This window comes from Sphingomonas soli NBRC 100801 (assembly GCF_001591025.1).
GTDB classification, from domain to species: Bacteria; Pseudomonadota; Alphaproteobacteria; order Sphingomonadales; family Sphingomonadaceae; genus Sphingomonas; species Sphingomonas soli.
Genome location: NZ_BCTZ01000001.1, coordinates 94,643 through 111,203, shown reverse-complemented (window position 1 = coordinate 111,203; position 16,561 = coordinate 94,643). Strand labels below are relative to the sequence as shown.

Below are 16,561 nucleotides of genomic sequence, written 5' to 3'. Positions count from 1 at the left end.
CACCGCAACCCGCCAAACAATCTGCGAATATCGGTCATATAAAGTTCGGGTATCGGATCCGCGGATCGATCCTCAGCCTGCCACGACTCATCCGTGGCAGACCAAGGAGACGATCATGGACAACCGTGAACATAGCGAGCTCGTCGACCTCGGCGCCGCCAGCGTCGAGACCCAGGGTGGCGGCGAGAAGTTCGTCGACATCGAGGCGCGCCAGCTCCCGCTCGGCATTGCCGACGAATGAGCTCGGGGACCGGCGCCGGGCAGCCGGCGCCGGTCCATCGCTCGATGGGTTGGACCCTCGCTCCCGAAGTCAGCTTCTGCGACGCCGGAAAGTACCTCGTCTTTCTCGATCTTCGCCGCGACCGCTATTTCTGCCTGCCGGCCGAGGTCGACGCGGCAACCCGCATCTGGCTGACAGACCAGACGGGCGCGCCGCCCAACGCGCTGGTTCGCAACCGGTTGCTGGTCAGTGCCGAAGCGCCCGCAAGGGAGATCCGCGCGTGCGACACCCGAACCGCCGCCGACGATCTTACCCAGGGATCGGCGCCAGTGACTGCGGCGATGCTCGGACGCGCCGTGATCGCCAGCGTGTCGGCGCGCGCGTCGCTTCGGATGCGATCGCTGGTGCGCGTGCTCCAGGATCTTCCCCCTCCAGGTGCGCCAGCCGATCGAGAACTGCACGCTGCGTGCCTTTCGTTCCGCGCGGCACGCAGGCTGCTGCCGATCCGGCTCAACTGCCTGTCAGGCTCGGTCGCGCTGCTGCGCTATCTCGGCCCACACACACCGCGACCGACGCTCGTGTTCGGAGTCACCCTCGCCCCGTTTCGTGCGCATTGTTGGGTGCAGGATGCGACGTATGTCCTCAACGACGACATCGACACGGTGTCGCGCTTCGTGCCGATCCGGGCGCTGTGAGCAGGCCCGGCTTTCTTGCGCTCATCCACGCGCGCGCCGCCGATCTGGCGCCGGTGCGCGCCTCCGCGGCTCGGCTCGGCCTGGCGGTCATCGTGGACAATCGGGCGCTGACCTATCTCGCCAGCCCGGATCTGCCGGTCGCGCTGCTGCCGGATGATGCAGGAGTTCTGATCGGCCACGCTTTCGCGCGCAGCGGCCGGTGCGCGGCGCCGGCGCCCGAGACGCTCATCCACTACGCCGCGACGGCAAAGGCCGGCGAGATCGTGAACGCCATCTGGGGCGGCTATCTATTGATCCGGACGGGCGCCGGGCCGGCGACGGTCCTGCGCGATCCGTCGGGCGCGGTTTCCTGCTACCATGCCCCGCTCACGAGCGGACGGGCCATCGCGTCGGACGCAGCCCTGCTTGCGGCGAGCGGGCTGATCGCGCCGGTTATCGCCTGGGAGCAGGTTGCGAGCACGGCGCTGCACGTCGACGCCCGTAGCGCCTCGACCGCGCTCAGCCCGATCGAAGAACTGCTTCCCGGCACCGAGCTCTGCCTCGACCGGCGGCTGGTGCGGCCCGTGCTGCACTGGAAGCCCAGCACGCATCTCGTGCCGCTGACGCACGACTTCGGCGAAGCGGCGGCGCTGGTGCGCGAGGCGGCACTCGCGTCGATCGGCGCCTGGGGTGCGCGCTTCGCGCGACCGCTGCTGCAGCTGTCCGGCGGGCTCGACTCGAGCATCGTCGCCGCGGGCCTCGGACGGGCATCGATTCCCGCGCAATGCATGACCTTCCGCGGACGGGGTTCCGACCTCGACGAAGTGCGCTATGCGAAGGTCGTCGCCGACCATTTCGGCTTTCCGCTGCATCCGCTCGCACCCGACCCTTCGGACATCGATCTGTCGCGGTCGGCCGCGGCGGCGCTCCCCCGGCCGCATGCCCGCAGCTTCGCACAGGTGCTCGACCGGCTCAGCCTCACGCTTGCGCGCGAGATCCATGCGGACGCCTTCTTCAGCGGCGCGGGCGGCGACGACGTTTTCTGCTACCAGGGATCGGTGCTCCCGGCGATCGACCGCCTGGCGCTGGAGGGCTGGCGGGGGTTCGACGCCACGCTCCGCGACCTGAGCACGCTACGCGAGGTCGCCTATTGGGATGCGCTGCGCAAGGCGGCGAAACGCTATCTATATCCACGTCCTACGCGCGCCTGGTTCCGGCAGACGGCCTTCCTCACCGACCAATGTGCCCGCGACACGCCCGACCCCGCCGAACATGCATGGAATGCCGATTGCCGCGACGCGCTGCCGGGGAAGCGCGCGCATGTCGCGGGGCTCGTCCGCATCCACAATTTTCTCGAGGCGCATGAATATCAGGCGCATGCGCCGCTGGTTTGCCCCTTGCTCGCGCAGCCGCTCGTCGAAGCCTGTCTCGGCGTGCCGAGCTGGCTGTGGTGCGCCGGCGGCCGCAATCGCGCCGTGGCGCGTGCCGCATTCACGGACATCCTCCCCGAGACGATCCTTGCCCGGCGGGCTAAGGGCAGTTTCGACGGCTTCGCCGCGCGGCTGGTCGAGGACCGTCGTGGCGCGCTACGCGAGTTGCTGTGCGATGGGTTGCTCGCGGAGCACCGCATCGTCGATCGCGCGGCGGTAGCGACGCGGCTGGACGCCGCTGCACCCGTACCCGGCGACGACGCGAACCGCCTGCTCGACCTCGCCGATATCGAGGCCTGGGCGCGTTCATGGCACAGGGACTGAGGCTTCGAGCTGCTGCCACTCCGAGAACCGCTCCGCCGCCGGCTTGGAGGGGTCTGCGCGTCGGAGCCAGAAGTCGAACCAGGCGAGCACGCGGCGATAGATGGCGAGGCGGTGCGCAGGCTGCGATTTGACATGGTATTCGTCGGGAAAGACGTAGAGCGCGACCGGCTTGCCGAGCGAGCGCAGCCGCGCCTCGGCGTCGAGGGCCATGCGGAACTCGCGGTCGGAAAGCTGCATCAACAGCGGCGCCTCGATTCGCTCGGCGTTGAGCGAGAGTGACAGCGGCCGCCAGAATTCGGGATCCTGGCCCGACGGCGGATAGCCGTAGCTGGCGGTCTCGGCCTGATAGGCCGGGCCGATCACGAAACCACTCGCGCTCGGATCCTCGCAGCAGCTGCTGACGATCGCCGCGCGATAGCGCCGGCTGTGAATCAGCGCCCAGGCGGCGGTGCTCGCGCCGTCGCTCAAGCCGGTGATGCCGATCCGGCCGGGATCGACGCCACCCTGCGCGATCGCCGCATCGACGGCAGCCTCGAGCCCGCTGAACGCGCGGCGGCGATCGGCCCAGCCGGTCACGTTGATCCGCTGGAATTCGCCGAGACTGGCCGCCGACGAACCATAGGCGAATTGCTGCGGCCGCTGGTAGCTGAGCACCGCGAACCCTTGGGCCGCGAGCACGGGAATCGGATATTCGTCGCCCGTGCCGCCGCGCAGGAAGCCGCGACTCTCATATTGCACGATCACGAGCGGACGGCGCTCGGACGCACGATGCCCGGGAGGCAGCACCAGCTTGGCGAAGGTGCGCGCGCCGTCGGAAGCGGCGACATCGAGATGCGTTACGCTCGGGCGACGGAACCCTGCCCATTCCGGGTTCGGGTCGAAGATCGGCCGCGAGGTGCCGCGCTCTATCGACAGTGACACGATCCGCCGCGGCTCGAGCGGCGCCTCGCGGGCGCAGATCAGCTCGGCGCGCCATAGCTGACACCCGAGCAGCAGATCGGCGGTGTCCCACAACCGTTCGGGACGGTAGCCCAGGCGCCAGCGGTAGAGCGACATCCGGCCGGTTTCGGGCCAGTCGCGCAGGATCAGCAGCGTGGCCGGTCCCTGCCACCAGAAGCCGACCACGCCGTCGGCGCAACCGGGGTCGTCGCACGCCCATCTTCGCACGCCGACCCGCGCCTGAAGCATCGCCGGCCCGGCATAGGCACCGGGATTGCGGTCGCTGGTCCAGGCGACCCCGCCGCCAAGCCCATGCACCGCGCGCAGCGCGCCGGGCGGATCCGATGGCGCCGGGTCGGGGCCGGGAGCCCCGAAGGCGCCGGTGACCGGATCCAGTTCAATTGTTTCGAACGCCGCCGAGGCGGGCAGCGCCGGCCGATCGCTGGCCATCGGCTGGAACCGCACGTCGAAGCGGAAGCCGCCAAGCCCTTCGGCCTCGATCGCCGCCGCGGCCGGCGCCAGCCCGGGACGCGTCGTGAAGCGCAACCGCCCGCCAGCGGTCCAGGCGAACCGCCGCACATCGGTTGCCGCCCGGGTCAGCGGCTCGGCACCGCCGCCATCGGCGCGGGCGCGCCACAACTGGGTGTGGCCGCCGTCACGCCGCAGATAGGCGATCCAGCGCCCGTCGGGAGACCAGCCAAGCGGAGTCGCGGTGACCACCCCGTTGCGCCGATCGGCGCCGCCGCGCAGATCGAACGCAACCATCAGCGGTTCGCCGCCGACGTCGATCAGCCGCGGCTTCCCGCCATCGAGCGGAACGAGCGCGACGCCCAGGCAATAGCTGTTGCCGGCGGTGTCGGCGCGGCGCAGCGCCACGGCTGCCATAAGGCCATCGGGAGAGAGCGCGAACGGCGACGCGATCGCAGGGTGCGATGCCGGGGCCCCGAAGTCGCGAAGCTCGGCGAGATCCACCGGGCCGACATCGCGTTCCGCTGCCTCGACGCGCTCCGGCAGCAGCCTTTCGGCGCACCCGGCACTCGCCGGCGCGCTCGAAAGCATGCCGGCGAGCGCCGCCGCGAGCCGCCAGCGGCTCACCATCGCTTGCTGACCTGGAACGCGATCAGCCGGCCGATCGCGTTGCCATTCTCAGGATCGTAGCCGATCGTCGTCGAACCGAGCGCATTGACGGTGAACGGCGGATCGGCGTCGAGCAGGTTGGTCGCGCTGAGCGACAGACGCAGCCCGGCGAGCGGGCCCCGCTGCTGCGGGAAGCGATAGCTCAGCTGCAGATCGAGGGTGGTCCAGGCATCGACGCGCTGCACCGTCGCCTGGGTGCGGTTGGTATAGCCGTCGATATAGTTGACGGACAGCGCTGCGCCGAACGCCTCGCCCGACCAGCTCAGACGGCCGCGCAGCCGCAGGTCGACCGGATAGCCGAGCGTGTCGACGAACTCGGCCGCGGGCGCATCCGCCGTGAGCGCCTGCTTGAAGTCGAGCAGATAGCTGCCGCTGACCCCGACCTCGGCGGTCCCGCCCAGGAACGAGCCGCTATAGCCAAGATCGAAATCGAGCCCGGTCAGATGCTGCAGCGACAGGTTCTGGTTGCGCGCGTCGATCACCGTAGTGACCTGGCTCGCCGGGATCCCGAAGAAGTCGAGGAAATAGGGGCTGGCATAATAGGCATCGATCGCCGCCCGGCTCGGCGCGGCGTCGATGATCGGCGCGTAAATCGCCCGCTTGACCAGGAAGTTGTAGACGTCGGCTGAGGGGCTGGCGATCCGGTCGCGGTAGCGGATGTCGAACCAGGTCAGGCGACCGTGGAAACCGTCCAGCCATTTCGGGTTGAGGTCGATGCCCACGGTCCAGGTGGTCGCGCGCTCGGGCCGCATGTCGGGATCGTTGCCGCGGATGATCAGCGCGGTGGTTGCACCGCCCGGCGCCGCGGGATCGGCGAGCTCGATCGCGAAATAGCCGATATTTGCCGGATCCTGACGGACGTCGTCGAAACTGGGCGCACGGAACGATGTGCCATAGGTGCCGCGTAGCCCCAGGCCGACAACCGGCTCCCAGGTCAGGCCGAGCTTGGGGTTGGTCGTGTCGCCAAAGTCGCTGTAGCGCTCGGCGCGGACCGCCGCCGAGAGCTCGAGCCGATGCAACGCCGGAACCCCAAGCTCGGGCGAGGCCAGCGGCAGCGACAGCTCGGCATAGCCCGCGGTGACTTCGCGGCCGTCGGGGAACGGCGTGACGGCGAGCGGCTGCGGCGTCAGCGACGACCGGTCCGAGATGCCGCCGGTGTCGCGGTAGCGCTCGCGGCGATATTCGCCGCCGACCGCGAGCCGCGCCTGCCCGCCGGGCAGCGCGAACAGCGGTCCGTCGGCCCGCAGCTGCGCGGTCCACATCGTGTAGCGGCCGCTGCTGCTGGTGCTGCCGCGCACCCGCTCGATCGTCGCCGGATTGGTATTCGGACCGTCGCCGAACAGATTATAGGCGGTCGCGGGGTTGGGATCGGCGAGCGCCTGGGCCAGTCGCGCGGTGTTGACGAGATTGTAGCGGCGCCAATGCTCGTCCTGCACGCCGTGGCCGCCGTGAAGATCGAGCTGCCACGCTCCCAGCGTCGCCCGCGCGCCGAAGGTGCCGCCGAACGCACGCGCCGAGCCCCGGGTCGATTCCGGACCAAGGTCGCGGACGAAGCTGTAGCGGACCTGGACCGGCTGACGGGTGCCGATCGGATCGACATAGAAGGGATTGGCGACCGGGACCGTACGCGCCGCATTGTTGATGCTCGACACGAGCCGCTTGTCGAAGCGGCGATCGCCGAACAGTGCCTGGGCGTAGAGCTCGATCGATGGCCCGAGCGACTGGCTGATCGCGCCGAACACCGCATGCCGGCGCTGCTCGGGCAGCACGTCGGCGGCCGCCCATTGGTCGCCGCGGTTGAGCGTTCCCGCGACCAGGCTCCCGGGCGGCAATGCCTGCCCGTTCTGCCCTGCCGGGATGGCGTAGGTTCGCCCGCCCGCGACGATCGTACCGGGATTGGCGTAGAGCCCGCGATAGTCGCCGCCGCCGAGCGGGCGGAGGTCCTCGCTGACATAGGGCCGGTCGGCGGCAGCGAACCGGCCGCGCTGATAATATTCATAGGACACCACCAGCCGCCCGCTCGACCAGTGCGTGCCGGCGATGCCGTTGGCCTGCACCTCGTCGAACCCGTCGGCCCGCCCGTAGCGAAAGCCCGTCTCGATCCCGTCGAAGCGCAGGCGCGGGACGATGTTGACCACGCCGGCGACCGCGTCCGAGCCATAGAGCGCCGACGCACCGTCGGGCAGCACCTCGATCCGCTCGATCGCCACCGTCGGCACCATCGACAGGTCGGTGAAGATGCCGGCGAACCCGCCCATCGGCGGGCGCTCGCCACCCAGCAGGATCAGCGTCGACGAGCTGCCGAGACCACGCAGGTTGATGCCCGAGCCATAGGTCTGGTTGAGCCCTGCATTGCCACGGTTGGTCTCGATCGTCGTCTCGTTGGGACCGCCCCCGAAATTCTGCGGCAGCGTCTGGAGAATCTGCTGGGTCGTCGCATAGCCTGACCGGTCGATCGCCTCGCGGTCGATGACGTGGACCGACGCGCCTGCCGGCGCACGTCCGCGGATACGGGTGCCGGTTACGAGGATCGCCTCGTCCCCGGCACCCTCAGCCTCGCCTTGGGCGTCTGACGCGCTTTCGGCGGGCTGGCGCTGGATCACCAAGGCGTTTCCAACGCGGGCGACCCGGAGGTCCGTGCCCCGCAACAGCAGAGCCACGGCTTCCTCGGGGGTATAAGTGCCATCGATCGCAGGCGCGCGCAGGCCCCGGACCAGATCGGTCGGGGCGACGACCGTCTGGCCCGAGCTCAGGGCGATGGCACGGATTGCGGCGCCGAGGTCCTGCGCGGGAAGTGTGAAGCGCTGCGGCGCGTCGGCCTGGGCACAGGCCGGCAGGCTGGCGACCAGTGCAATTGCCGCGACACCGGCAGTGCCGAGATAGAGATGTCCGAAGCGGCCCATGGTTATTTCTCCCCTTGCGCCCGCCTTTCTCGGCGGTGCGCTTGAGGTGCTTGACGACAGTCGCAGGAACTTCCCCCGGCTCGTGCGAAATATTTCTCGTAGCCCCGGAGAAAGCCTGACTGCGCGTCGTTTCTGACCCATGCCAGGAGAGAGGATCGTTTCCATCGGATTCCTGACCCAGCGCGACCTCGATCGGCTGGGCGGCACCTTCACGCGGCATTTCGCCGTCGACGACGATGGCCAGTTCGACGACCTGCTCTCCGAACTGGACAAGATCGAAGCGACGCCGCTCGACCATGACGTGGTGCTGCGGCCGGGCGACGCGCGCTGACCAGTAGCTCCGGCAGCCCGCTTCCTCGTCTTGCAATCATTGATGAATCCGCAATCAATGATTATCATGTTCCCTGGGAGACGCCGATGAGCAGCATGACGATCCGAAACATCGACGACGGCCTCAAGCGGCGGCTGCGCATGCAGGCGGCGGCGCATGGCCGTTCGATGGAGGAGGAAGCGCGCGACATCCTGCGTGCCGCGCTGTCGGCGGGTGCGCCGCGTCCCGGCAATCTCGCCAAGGCGATCCGCGCGCGCTTCGCACCGCTCGGCGGCGCCGAACTCGACCTGTCGGCGCGCGAGGCGATGCGCGAACCGCCTAACCTGGCATGATCGTCCTCGACACCAATGTCCTGTCCGAGGCGCTGCGTCCCGCTCCCGACGCCCGCGTGATGCACTGGCTCGGCGGGCAGGCGCCAGCGGCGCTGTTCGTCACCGCGGTTACCCAGTCCGAGATCCTCTACGGCATCGCGATCCTCGATCCCGGCCGCCGCCGCGACGAATTGCAGGCAGCGGCGACAGCGATGTTCGCGGAGGATTTCGCGGGCCGCATCCTCGGCTTCGACCCCGAGGCGGCGCCGCAGTTCGCCGGGATCGCCGCCGAGCGCCGCCGGCTCGGCAGGCCGATCAGCCAGTTCGACGCGCAGATCGCGGCGATCGCCCGCTCGCGCGGCGCGAGCCTCGCCACCCGCAACCTGCGCGACTTCGAGGGCTGCGGGATCGAGCTGATCGATCCCTGGAGTTTCGGCTAGCGGACCAGGGTCAGCGCGCCGCCGGGACCCGGCACGACGCGCAATCCGAAGCTTGCCGCCAGCGCGCCGGCGATCGCCACCTGGTCGCCGGCCTTGAAGGCACCGGTGACGCGCAGCGTCCCGAGCGCCGGATCGCCGAGCAGGATCCGCCGCTCCGAATAGCGATTGGCCTCGGCGATCGCGTCGGCGAGCGGCGTGCCGTCGAAGCTCAGCATTCCCGACACCCACCGCTCCTCGGCGGGCGGCGCCGGCGACGGCGTTACCTGGGGCGTCCCCAGCGTGATCGCCTGCCCCGGCACCAGCCGGGCGACCGGCTTCGGCGACGCATTCGCTGCCCTGCTGCGCACCTCGACCGACCCTTCGATCAGCCGCACGCGCGGACGTGGCCCCACCAGACTGACGTCGAACACGGTGCCGGTGGCGACCACTTCGCCCTCCCCGGCCATGACGACGAACGCCCGCGCGCTATCGTGGGCGACCTCGAACCGGGCGCGGCCAGCGAGCAACCGCAGCCGGCGCTCGGCGGACGTGAATGCAACCTCGAGCCGTGTGCCGGTATCGAGCGTGACGACCGAGCCGTCCTCGAGGGTCACGCGACGGATCTCGCCGACCGGCGAGACGAACTCGCGCGCGGCGACCTGGGGAACGGTCGGCGTGCCGGACGGCGACAACCAAAAGAGTGCGCTCAGCGCGATCACCGCGATCAGGCTGGCGGCGAGCGCGGCATAGCGCATCGGCATGGCCCGGCGCACCGGCGAAGCGGGCAATCCTTGGCGAGCCTGACCCGAGGGCGTGTGCCCGACCAGCCCGGCCTGGTCCCAGCGCAATGCCATCCGGACATAGGCCTGGCGGTGCGCGGGATGCTCAGCCAGCCATGTCTCGAACGCCGCGCGGTGCCGTTCTGCGTCGGGGCCGCGCATCCGGGCGTACCACTCGGCGGCCGCAGCGCGCAGCGACTCCTCGTCCATCGGTTCCGGCGTGATGGGTGGCATCAGCGCGGGCCCAGCGCGCGGTCGAGTTCCACCAGGGCGCGGGCGATCGCCTTCTCGACCTGCTTCACGGTCAAGCCGGTGCGCTCGGCAATATCGGCATAGGACAGCCCTTCGAGTCGGTGCGCCATGAAGATTTCCCGGTCACGTTGGGGAAGCTCCAGCATGGCAAGCTCGAGCCGGTCAAGCATATCGCGCACCTCGAGCAGTTTAATCTGGTCCGTTCCGGCAAGGTCGGCGCCTTCGGCCGGCTCATGCAAATCCGTCGAGCGCCGCCGCGCGAACTTGGCGCGGTCGCGCAGCAAATTCTGGGCGATGCGCGTCAGATAGCCGCCAGGATTGCGGAAGCCCTCGCCCGGCACCTGCCCGAGCGCGCGCGAAAAGGTTTCCTGGACGAGATCTTCGGCCTCATCGGGGCAGCGGATGCGACGGCGGAAGAAACGCCACAGCCGCGGCGCCTCAGTGGCGTAGAGGACGGCCACATCGCCGGGCGAGGAAGACTCCTCATTGTGCGCATCGCGGGCGGAGCTCAGCCGCATGCCGATCGCCGGCAGCAATGCCACCCGGCCTCCCAAAAACGAACTCCAGCCCCCACGCGCCGATCTCCAAGCGAGCGAGGCCCTGCCGGCAAAAGCCGGGTGATGAGAACGTGCTTGGGAAAACACGCGCCGACGCCTTTAGCCGCGAACGGCCTGGACATGCGCGCCAGCCACCCGGCCGCCATGCGACTTCCGGTCCATCACCCCAAGCGAGGTTCTCACGCCTCGGCGCCGCCCTCTACGCGGCGCGACTCGGAAGGTACGGGAAGCGCCGCCGGATGCAAGATGCGCAAGCGCAGATGCATCGGAAACGGAGGAATCAGGGGACCGTCCCGCACCTGGCTCCACGCGCCTTCGCCGCACGAGCGGATCACGTATCGGGCAGCGCCGTTCAGCTGGCCTAGGCGATCGTCGCCGAGGAACGGCATGCCGCATCGGCGGCCGGCCTCCCCCACGCGACAGGCGCAGCTGCGCGCAATCTGCGCCAGCGGCATTTTCGTCCGCCAGCCCCGGCACAACCAAGCGCCGACCAGCGATTTGGCGGAACCGCTTCGCGGGCGGCTCGACCGGGCAGTTGAGAACATGCTTGGACATGCGCTGCGCCTTTAGCCGGAGCCTGGACAGAGCGGCAGCCACCCGGACGAGCCGCACGACTGATACCGCCTTGCGCGCAGCTTTCAAACGCTGTCACCAAGGACGCTACTGCGCGCAATGCCGAGAACCATGTGCGCGTCTTCGCGCCCGATGGTCCGTCCGGGTGCGCAAAATGCGTGATGGGGATCAGGCAGCGATAGCGGGGATCCACCACCATCTCGTTCCACATCGAGTTTGTCAGGTCAGCGACGAGGCCGATCCGGTCAGGCCCGTCCCGGTCGCCCCGCACGCGCCGGGGAAAGCCCCAACGCATGACGCGCAATGATTTTCCGGGTTCTGTGTTCAGAATGACCGCGCCCATCAGACCCTCGACCTTCTGCTGCGGCACGGCGATGTCCTGCGGCCAGCTTGCCGCGAACGGGGCGGCAAGCTCCCTGGCCGTGGCGATGAAACAGTGAAGCCGTGACATGAATCGCGCTTTTCCCGACTCGTCAGGCGCGCTGTATAGCGCGCGAACGAAAGAAGAACACACTTCTTGTCGGGACCGGCCGGTTGGATTTATCAATCCCGTCCCTCGAGTCGCACAAACCGGAACCCTGACATGCAGCACGACCTCTGCCTGCGCGCGGCTGCGCGCGCGATCTATGACACCGTCTATCCCAGCGAGGACTGGGCGCCAGTCGGATTCGACGAGGCGGAGAAGCGTGGCACGATCCATTATCGTCAGTCGGTTGAAGCGGCGCAAATCGCGCGCCCGCTGTTCCTGGCAGGCCGCGAGGAACAGCCGACGCTCTTCTGATGCGCGGCAACCTCGCCGACGACTGGCCACCCTTGCGCACGCTGACCGACCTCGCGCTACGCAAATGGCATGTCCGGCTGACCTGCCCGCAATGCGGATATGTGCGTGTGATGAGCGGCGCGGGCCTCTGGTATCTGTTTCACCGCAGACACTGGCGCGACGACGTCGCAAGCGTGTGCCAGCGCTTCCATTGTCCGCACTGTCTTCTGGCCCGCCGGGCGAAGATCAGACCGCTCATCGAGAAGACCAAGGACGCACCCACAGGGCCCAAGCTCGAGGATCCCAGCGACTATGAATGGAAGAAGCTGATTGCCCGCTATCGAAGCTGACGAGATTGCGCGACCGCTTTGCGCCCCATGTGTGGACGGCCCTCCGTTGGCAAGAGCTAGTTGAGCATCTGCACTAGGTGGTCGGTGCGGCCATGTGTCCGGCCTGTTGTGCGGCCTTGTCATCGCCGCTGGCCATAATGCCTTCCGCAGATCTGGTCCCCAATCAATTTCGCGCACTCGAGGTGCGGGGCGCAAATGGGGTGGTCTGATCTGGCGGTGTCGACCGGCTTTCGTGCAATAGTTCCTCTGCCCTTTCCAACCTCTAGGCGCTGCCTCTCAGCCGCGCGATGTCATCAGGCTGCGATCGCCATCGGTTCCCGATAGTGCTCACCGCTCATCATCATGGCCCAGGCGATCCTGGCGTTCTTGTTGGCCAGCGCTATCGCTGCGATCTTGGGTCGGCGCCGTTCCAGCAATCGGATCAGCCAAGTACGGCGCGTGCCCTGCATCGCCCGGCGAATGACCGCCATAGCGCCGGCGAACAGCATCTGACGCAGATAGCGGTTGCCGGCCTTGGTGATAGAGCCCAACCGCTCCTTGCCACCGGACGAGTTCTGCTTTGGAACGAGACCGAGCCACGCCGCCATGTTGCGCCCGCAGCGGAACATCGACGGATCGGGCACGCACGCGATCAGCGCGGAAGCGACCAGCGGCCCGATGCCGGGAACTTCCATCAAGCGACAGCCAAGTTCGGTCGATCGGGCCAGCGCGAGGACCTGGCGGTCGTTATCGAGAATCTGCAGCTTGACGAGCCTGAGCTGGGCAACCAGCATCTGGAGGCAGGATCGAGCTTGCATAGGTATCCGCTCATCGGTGTCGTCGTCGACGATGGCGAGCAGGCGATCGACGCCACCTCTGCCGACCGGCGCGACAATCCCGAACTCCGCCATGTGTGCGCGGATCGCGTTGGTAATCATGGTCAGCTGCCGCGTGAGCATCAGTCGGACCTTGTGAAGCATCATCGCGCTCTGCTCGTCCGGCGACTTGGGCCCGACAAAGGGCATGCTCGGCCGGGTGACCGCCTCGGCGATCGCCTCCGCGTCGGCCATGTCGTTCTTCTGCCGCTTGACGTACGGCTTCACGTACTGAGCGGGCATGAGCTTGACCTCGTGACCGAGCCTGGTGAGCTCGCGCGCCCAGAAGTGCGACGTGGCGCATGCCTCAATCCCGATCAGGCAGGGAGGCAGCTTCTCGAAGAACGGCAGTAGTCGCGCTCGCGTCAGCCGCTTCTGCAAGACGGTCGCCCCGGCATCATCGACACCGTGCAACTGAAAAACCGACTTCGCGATATCCAATCCGATGACACGAACATCCGACATGGCGCTTCTCCTCCATCATGAGCGGAGCAGACTAGGTCCGACTCCGCCGGGGGTGGAGAGCCGTCCACGGCATCAAGTTCGGCCATTCAACCATCTCGGAGTTATCCCGAAATCTGTCATCCGTTCGTGGGACTCGCGTCAGGCCGAAGCGGTCGGCCAGAATTGCGCCCGATATGAGTGTAATTCGATTGTGCAGAACGAGCGGAATCAAGCGCTGCTATTGCAGTGACACCGTATAAATTTAGGGCGGCGATATCATATCGCCGCCCTGAATTTTCACTGAAGTGTCGGACCTAAAAATACTCTATCAATTTGCTCATCGCTTAATACCTCATCATTCTCGATATTACCCATGAATGCAAGCATTGCCTCAGAAACAAATTCGACTTGATTAAGTACAATTTTGATTAATTCAATATCGTTAATAAGGTGTAAAGACTCGTATACTGTAATTAGAACATTCCACTCATCTATGTAATTTTTACATCCGCTAAATCTGGAATTCACTCTTGAGCACAATTTGTTGATTTCACTGATCTTGTCGCCAGATAATTGGTCGCAATTAAAATATACGGCTTGTCTAATTTGAAAAGAATTATCAAAAACTTCAAATATAAATTCAGATTTAGATACGTTATCGGTAAGCCTAAATATCCCATCTTCGAATAGAACTTCGTAATCGCTATCGTCGACAAACATTCGAGATAAGTCGTAATCTTTGAAATTATCCATCATTCTCTTTCCCAAAGATGCCCTCGCCCCTCCTGCGGAGTTGGGTGTCCATGCTTAGGTCCGCCACGATGACCCGCGTCCTGACGCCCATTCATTTTGCCACGATCACCTCTGGATCCTACCACACCGCCATGCCGCCCGCCGCGAGCGGCTTCCTTAGGCGCGTCGCTCTTCTTCGGCCCATGTGTTGGCCGATTCACTTTTGGCGGTCCATCTACACCCGGCTTAACAGAGCCGTGCTGGGGTTGACCAGCGCGCTTGCCAGTCCCAGGAACGGGGGGATTCCGGTTAGGTTTGGGCTTTGCGTCGGAACCTTCTTTTTTCGTCCAATGCTCAACGCCTTTTTGCACGGCATCGGAAAAGCGAGCGCACGCGCCAGAAAAATAGCACCCCGCACCCACAACTATAGTTACGCCGATCACAGCAACTGCGGTGCCCTCGCTAATGCAAAGATCCCAAAGACACTTACCGCTAGGATCCTCTTTGTTGAGAGGGTCATTGTCTACATAGGAGTATAGATTAACCTGATCTTCGTACCCCACCGGATCAACCTGTAAGAATCTGCCAATCTTTTGAGAATAGAATCGCGCCTTATAGTGATACATCCCGACTTCCGGGATCCATGCTTGCCCGGTATATTGGAACCGGCCAGCTACACTGACACTATTCCCAGAGTTCGGGTTCCCGTATTCGTCATAAGCATTAACTCGCGTCACGCTACCCGCGTTATCGGTAACCGCGACGATCGAGCCCTGATGATCGGCATATAGGTAGCGCGGCGATGACACGCCTGAACCCTCATACCAAACCATTGGATCATCATCGTCATTGCCGTGGATATAACGGCGCAGCAGATTGCCCGATGCGTCGTATTCCGCGACTAGCTGGTCGCCATCATAGAGGAAGCGCGTGTCGGTCGAGCCGCTCGCCACCTTGTAAAGCCGCCCCAGCGGATCATATGCGAGCGTCACCCCGCCTGATGCCGCCACCAGCCGGTTCTCGACGTCGTAGGTATAACTGGTCGTACCGTCCGAAGTCAGATTGCCATTATCGTCGTATATGTAGCTGGCACCGCCCACCACGCTATATTGGTTAAGTCCGTTTGCGGTGTAGCTGGTGCTCGCGGTCGTATAGCCGGTGTATGCATACGTGTCGTTGTCGCGGGTACGTGAGGTGATCTGGCTTGCCGGATTATAAGCAAAGGCAGTGGCAAGGCCATAGCCGCCCGGCAGTACATGCCCCACCGAACTAATCCGCGAGATCGCATCGTAGCCGAACATAGTGTAGGTGCTGCCCCAACTACTGCCATTCCAGCGGTACAATCCGGCCGTCTCTCCGCTGGCCGTATAGGCCGAATGGATGAGATCAGATGCGCCATTGAACGCCGTATTAGAGGTCCGGTTAACACCGTCATAAGTGACGGCGACAAAGTTAGCATCGGGCCAAGTCATGCGGGCACGGTTGCCGTCTTCGTCATAACGATAGTCGATGGTGCGGCTCGTACCGCCCATCGCCGTGGTGCTGGTGACAAGCCGGCCAAAGCCGTCGTAGCTGCTGGTCACCGCGTCGCTACCGCTTGCACTATCAAATCGGGCCGCAGTCTGCGCACCGGCCAAATCGTAGCCGTAATAGACGTCGCGGGTGGTCGGCGATGCCGATCCGTTGGCGCAGCCGCTTCCAACCGGCAGCGTCTTTGCGGTCACCCTATTGGCGGCGTCATAAGCGTAGAACAGCTTGGCCCCGTCGCGCTTGCGTAGGCAGACGCGATTGCCCCCAGCATCATAAGCGTATTCCTCATAGTCTGTCGTCGAAACGGTGCCCGCAGTCGTCTTGCTCGGAAAGCTCCATTTGGTCTGGCGGTCATGCCCGTCGAACGTGAAGGCGGCCTTGTTGCCGCCGGCATCTGTCATGCTCAGCTGCTTGCCATTGTCGCTATAGGTGTAGACAGCATAGTCCTCCTGGAGGGTGGTGGCGTAGGCCTTCTGGACCTTCAGTACCTGACCCGCGACGTCATAAATATTTTTAGTGATGCGATCTGGGCCGTCACTGCCCGCAGTGCCCAGCGTGCAGGCCGAGGAGGGCAGTGAGTTGTAAATTGCCGAGTTCATGCGAACCGCGGTGCATTCGAGACGGCCGACCGCGTCGTAGCTGTATTGCGTCACCGCAAGGGGTACGTCGACGGCCGAGTAGACAGTCTCCTTCAACTTACGGCCCCTCGTATCATAGTCGGTGGTCGCGTATTGCTGCAGATGGAAGTCAGAGCCCCAGCCTGAGGGTAGGACATTCTCATCTTTCCAGACTTGAAGCTCGCCTTCCTCAACTTTGATGAGCTGACCATCACCATCATACGAGTTCCGCACCGCGGCATAGCGGAGGGCGCCCGAGCCATCAGGGTCGGGTGCGATGGTACCGGTGACCCGGCCCATCTTGTCGTAGCGCGTGCCGGTGGTGAAGTCCGAGGCGCTGCTCTGCGCCAGCGCTTGTGTGCTGACGCCGAGCGATAGCAGCGCGACGCTGCGCGCAATCCATTTACGATTGTTCATGATATGTT

Annotated in this window: 15 protein-coding genes; 8 read left to right on the top strand and 7 right to left on the bottom strand. The window is 65.6% G+C overall.

From position 1 onward, the window contains the following. Positions 1–115: 115 nt before the first annotated feature. From SSO01S_RS17405 to SSO01S_RS00530, 3 genes are read left to right on the top strand one after another with little or no spacing between them, the layout of a single operon-like run. A complete protein-coding gene (locus SSO01S_RS17405; RefSeq protein ID WP_157073566.1) occupies positions 116–241 on the top strand; it encodes a benenodin family lasso peptide in 126 nt (41 codons plus the stop codon). Beyond that, entirely contained in the window at positions 238–915 is a 678-nt protein-coding gene (locus tag SSO01S_RS00535; RefSeq protein ID WP_066793588.1) for a lasso peptide biosynthesis B2 protein, read from the top strand. Before SSO01S_RS17405 ends, SSO01S_RS00535 begins: the two co-directional genes overlap by 4 nt. After that, positions 912–2,648, top strand: coding sequence for an asparagine synthase-related protein (locus tag SSO01S_RS00530; protein ID WP_066793585.1), 1,737 nt, complete (start codon positions 912–914; stop codon positions 2,646–2,648). Before SSO01S_RS00535 ends, SSO01S_RS00530 begins: the two co-directional genes overlap by 4 nt. On the opposite strand, the gene SSO01S_RS00525 is transcribed toward SSO01S_RS00530, so the two are convergent. Beyond that, positions 2,631–4,682 (bottom strand): Atxe2 family lasso peptide isopeptidase, encoded by a 2,052-nt coding sequence (locus SSO01S_RS00525; RefSeq protein ID WP_218000319.1) that lies wholly within the window; start codon positions 4,680–4,682, stop codon positions 2,631–2,633. The two genes, SSO01S_RS00530 and SSO01S_RS00525, sit on opposite strands and share 18 nt — an antisense overlap. Continuing rightward, the gene (locus tag SSO01S_RS00520; RefSeq protein ID WP_066793575.1) at positions 4,679–7,627 is read right to left on the bottom strand and encodes a TonB-dependent receptor; all 2,949 of its coding nucleotides are present in this window, start codon (positions 7,625–7,627) and stop codon (positions 4,679–4,681) included. The genes SSO01S_RS00525 and SSO01S_RS00520 overlap by 4 nt, the downstream gene beginning before the upstream one ends. A gap of 139 nt (positions 7,628–7,766) precedes the next feature. Between SSO01S_RS00520 and SSO01S_RS00515 the strand changes: the two genes are divergently transcribed. The 3 genes from SSO01S_RS00515 to SSO01S_RS00505 all read left to right on the top strand — a co-directional run bounded on the left by SSO01S_RS00515 (position 7,767) and on the right by SSO01S_RS00505 (position 8,709). Next, positions 7,767–7,958: a hypothetical protein gene (locus SSO01S_RS00515; protein WP_066793571.1), complete on the top strand. Its 192-nt coding sequence runs from the start codon at positions 7,767–7,769 to the stop codon at positions 7,956–7,958. A gap of 86 nt (positions 7,959–8,044) precedes the next feature. After that, the gene (locus tag SSO01S_RS00510; RefSeq protein ID WP_066793567.1) at positions 8,045–8,290 is read left to right on the top strand and encodes a FitA-like ribbon-helix-helix domain-containing protein; all 246 of its coding nucleotides are present in this window, start codon (positions 8,045–8,047) and stop codon (positions 8,288–8,290) included. Further along, on the top strand, positions 8,287–8,709 hold the full coding sequence (locus SSO01S_RS00505) for a type II toxin-antitoxin system VapC family toxin (protein ID WP_066793565.1): 423 nt from the start codon (positions 8,287–8,289) through the stop codon (positions 8,707–8,709). Before SSO01S_RS00510 ends, SSO01S_RS00505 begins: the two co-directional genes overlap by 4 nt. Here the strand turns inward: SSO01S_RS00505 and SSO01S_RS00500 are convergent. Together SSO01S_RS00500 and SSO01S_RS00495 are read right to left on the bottom strand one after the other, a co-directional pair. After that, complete coding sequence (locus SSO01S_RS00500; protein WP_083942745.1) at positions 8,706–9,701, bottom strand: FecR family protein; 996 nt, start codon at positions 9,699–9,701, stop codon at positions 8,706–8,708. The genes SSO01S_RS00505 and SSO01S_RS00500 overlap by 4 nt on opposite strands. Continuing rightward, complete coding sequence (locus SSO01S_RS00495; RefSeq protein ID WP_157073565.1) at positions 9,701–10,261, bottom strand: RNA polymerase sigma factor; 561 nt, start codon at positions 10,259–10,261, stop codon at positions 9,701–9,703. The genes SSO01S_RS00500 and SSO01S_RS00495 overlap by 1 nt, the downstream gene beginning before the upstream one ends. A gap of 1,171 nt (positions 10,262–11,432) precedes the next feature. Here SSO01S_RS00495 and SSO01S_RS00485 point away from each other — a divergent pair. Further along, positions 11,433–11,630, top strand: a complete 198-nt coding sequence (locus SSO01S_RS00485) for a hypothetical protein (RefSeq protein WP_066793552.1) — start codon at positions 11,433–11,435, stop codon at positions 11,628–11,630. After that, entirely contained in the window at positions 11,630–11,959 is a 330-nt protein-coding gene (locus SSO01S_RS00480; protein WP_066793549.1) for a hypothetical protein, read from the top strand. The genes SSO01S_RS00485 and SSO01S_RS00480 overlap by 1 nt, the downstream gene beginning before the upstream one ends. Positions 11,960–12,252: 293 nt before the next feature. On the opposite strand, the gene SSO01S_RS00475 is transcribed toward SSO01S_RS00480, so the two are convergent. From SSO01S_RS00475 to SSO01S_RS00470, 3 genes are all read right to left on the bottom strand, one after another. Continuing rightward, complete coding sequence (locus SSO01S_RS00475; RefSeq protein WP_066793546.1) at positions 12,253–13,278, bottom strand: IS110 family RNA-guided transposase; 1,026 nt, start codon at positions 13,276–13,278, stop codon at positions 12,253–12,255. A 276-nt stretch (positions 13,279–13,554) separates the two neighbouring features. Further along, positions 13,555–14,013, bottom strand: a complete 459-nt coding sequence (locus SSO01S_RS17400) for a hypothetical protein (protein WP_157073564.1) — start codon at positions 14,011–14,013, stop codon at positions 13,555–13,557. Continuing rightward, the gene (locus SSO01S_RS00470) at positions 14,010–16,553 is read right to left on the bottom strand and encodes an RHS repeat domain-containing protein (protein ID WP_066793543.1); all 2,544 of its coding nucleotides are present in this window, start codon (positions 16,551–16,553) and stop codon (positions 14,010–14,012) included. Before SSO01S_RS00470 ends, SSO01S_RS17400 begins: the two co-directional genes overlap by 4 nt. Between the last annotated feature and the right edge of the window lie 8 nt (positions 16,554–16,561).

Excerpts from the sequence above, each read along its gene's own strand:
- SSO01S_RS17405 (WP_157073566.1), top strand. The coding sequence starts at position 116 with ATGGACAACCGTGAACATAGCGAGCTCGTCGACCTCGGCGCCGCCAGC.
- SSO01S_RS00535 (WP_066793588.1), top strand. The coding sequence starts at position 238 with ATGAGCTCGGGGACCGGCGCCGGGCAGCCGGCGCCGGTCCATCGCTCG.
- SSO01S_RS00520 (WP_066793575.1), bottom strand. The coding sequence starts at position 7,627 with ATGGGCCGCTTCGGACATCTCTATCTCGGCACTGCCGGTGTCGCGGCA.
- SSO01S_RS00515 (WP_066793571.1), top strand. The coding sequence starts at position 7,767 with ATGCCAGGAGAGAGGATCGTTTCCATCGGATTCCTGACCCAGCGCGAC.
- SSO01S_RS00510 (WP_066793567.1), top strand. The coding sequence starts at position 8,045 with ATGAGCAGCATGACGATCCGAAACATCGACGACGGCCTCAAGCGGCGG.
- SSO01S_RS00505 (WP_066793565.1), top strand. The coding sequence starts at position 8,287 with ATGATCGTCCTCGACACCAATGTCCTGTCCGAGGCGCTGCGTCCCGCT.
- SSO01S_RS00500 (WP_083942745.1), bottom strand. The coding sequence starts at position 9,701 with ATGCCACCCATCACGCCGGAACCGATGGACGAGGAGTCGCTGCGCGCT.
- SSO01S_RS00485 (WP_066793552.1), top strand. The coding sequence starts at position 11,433 with ATGCAGCACGACCTCTGCCTGCGCGCGGCTGCGCGCGCGATCTATGAC.
- SSO01S_RS00480 (WP_066793549.1), top strand. The coding sequence starts at position 11,630 with ATGCGCGGCAACCTCGCCGACGACTGGCCACCCTTGCGCACGCTGACC.
- SSO01S_RS00475 (WP_066793546.1), bottom strand. The coding sequence starts at position 13,278 with ATGTCGGATGTTCGTGTCATCGGATTGGATATCGCGAAGTCGGTTTTT.
- SSO01S_RS17400 (WP_157073564.1), bottom strand. The coding sequence starts at position 14,013 with ATGATGGATAATTTCAAAGATTACGACTTATCTCGAATGTTTGTCGAC.
- SSO01S_RS00470 (WP_066793543.1), bottom strand. The coding sequence starts at position 16,553 with ATGAACAATCGTAAATGGATTGCGCGCAGCGTCGCGCTGCTATCGCTC.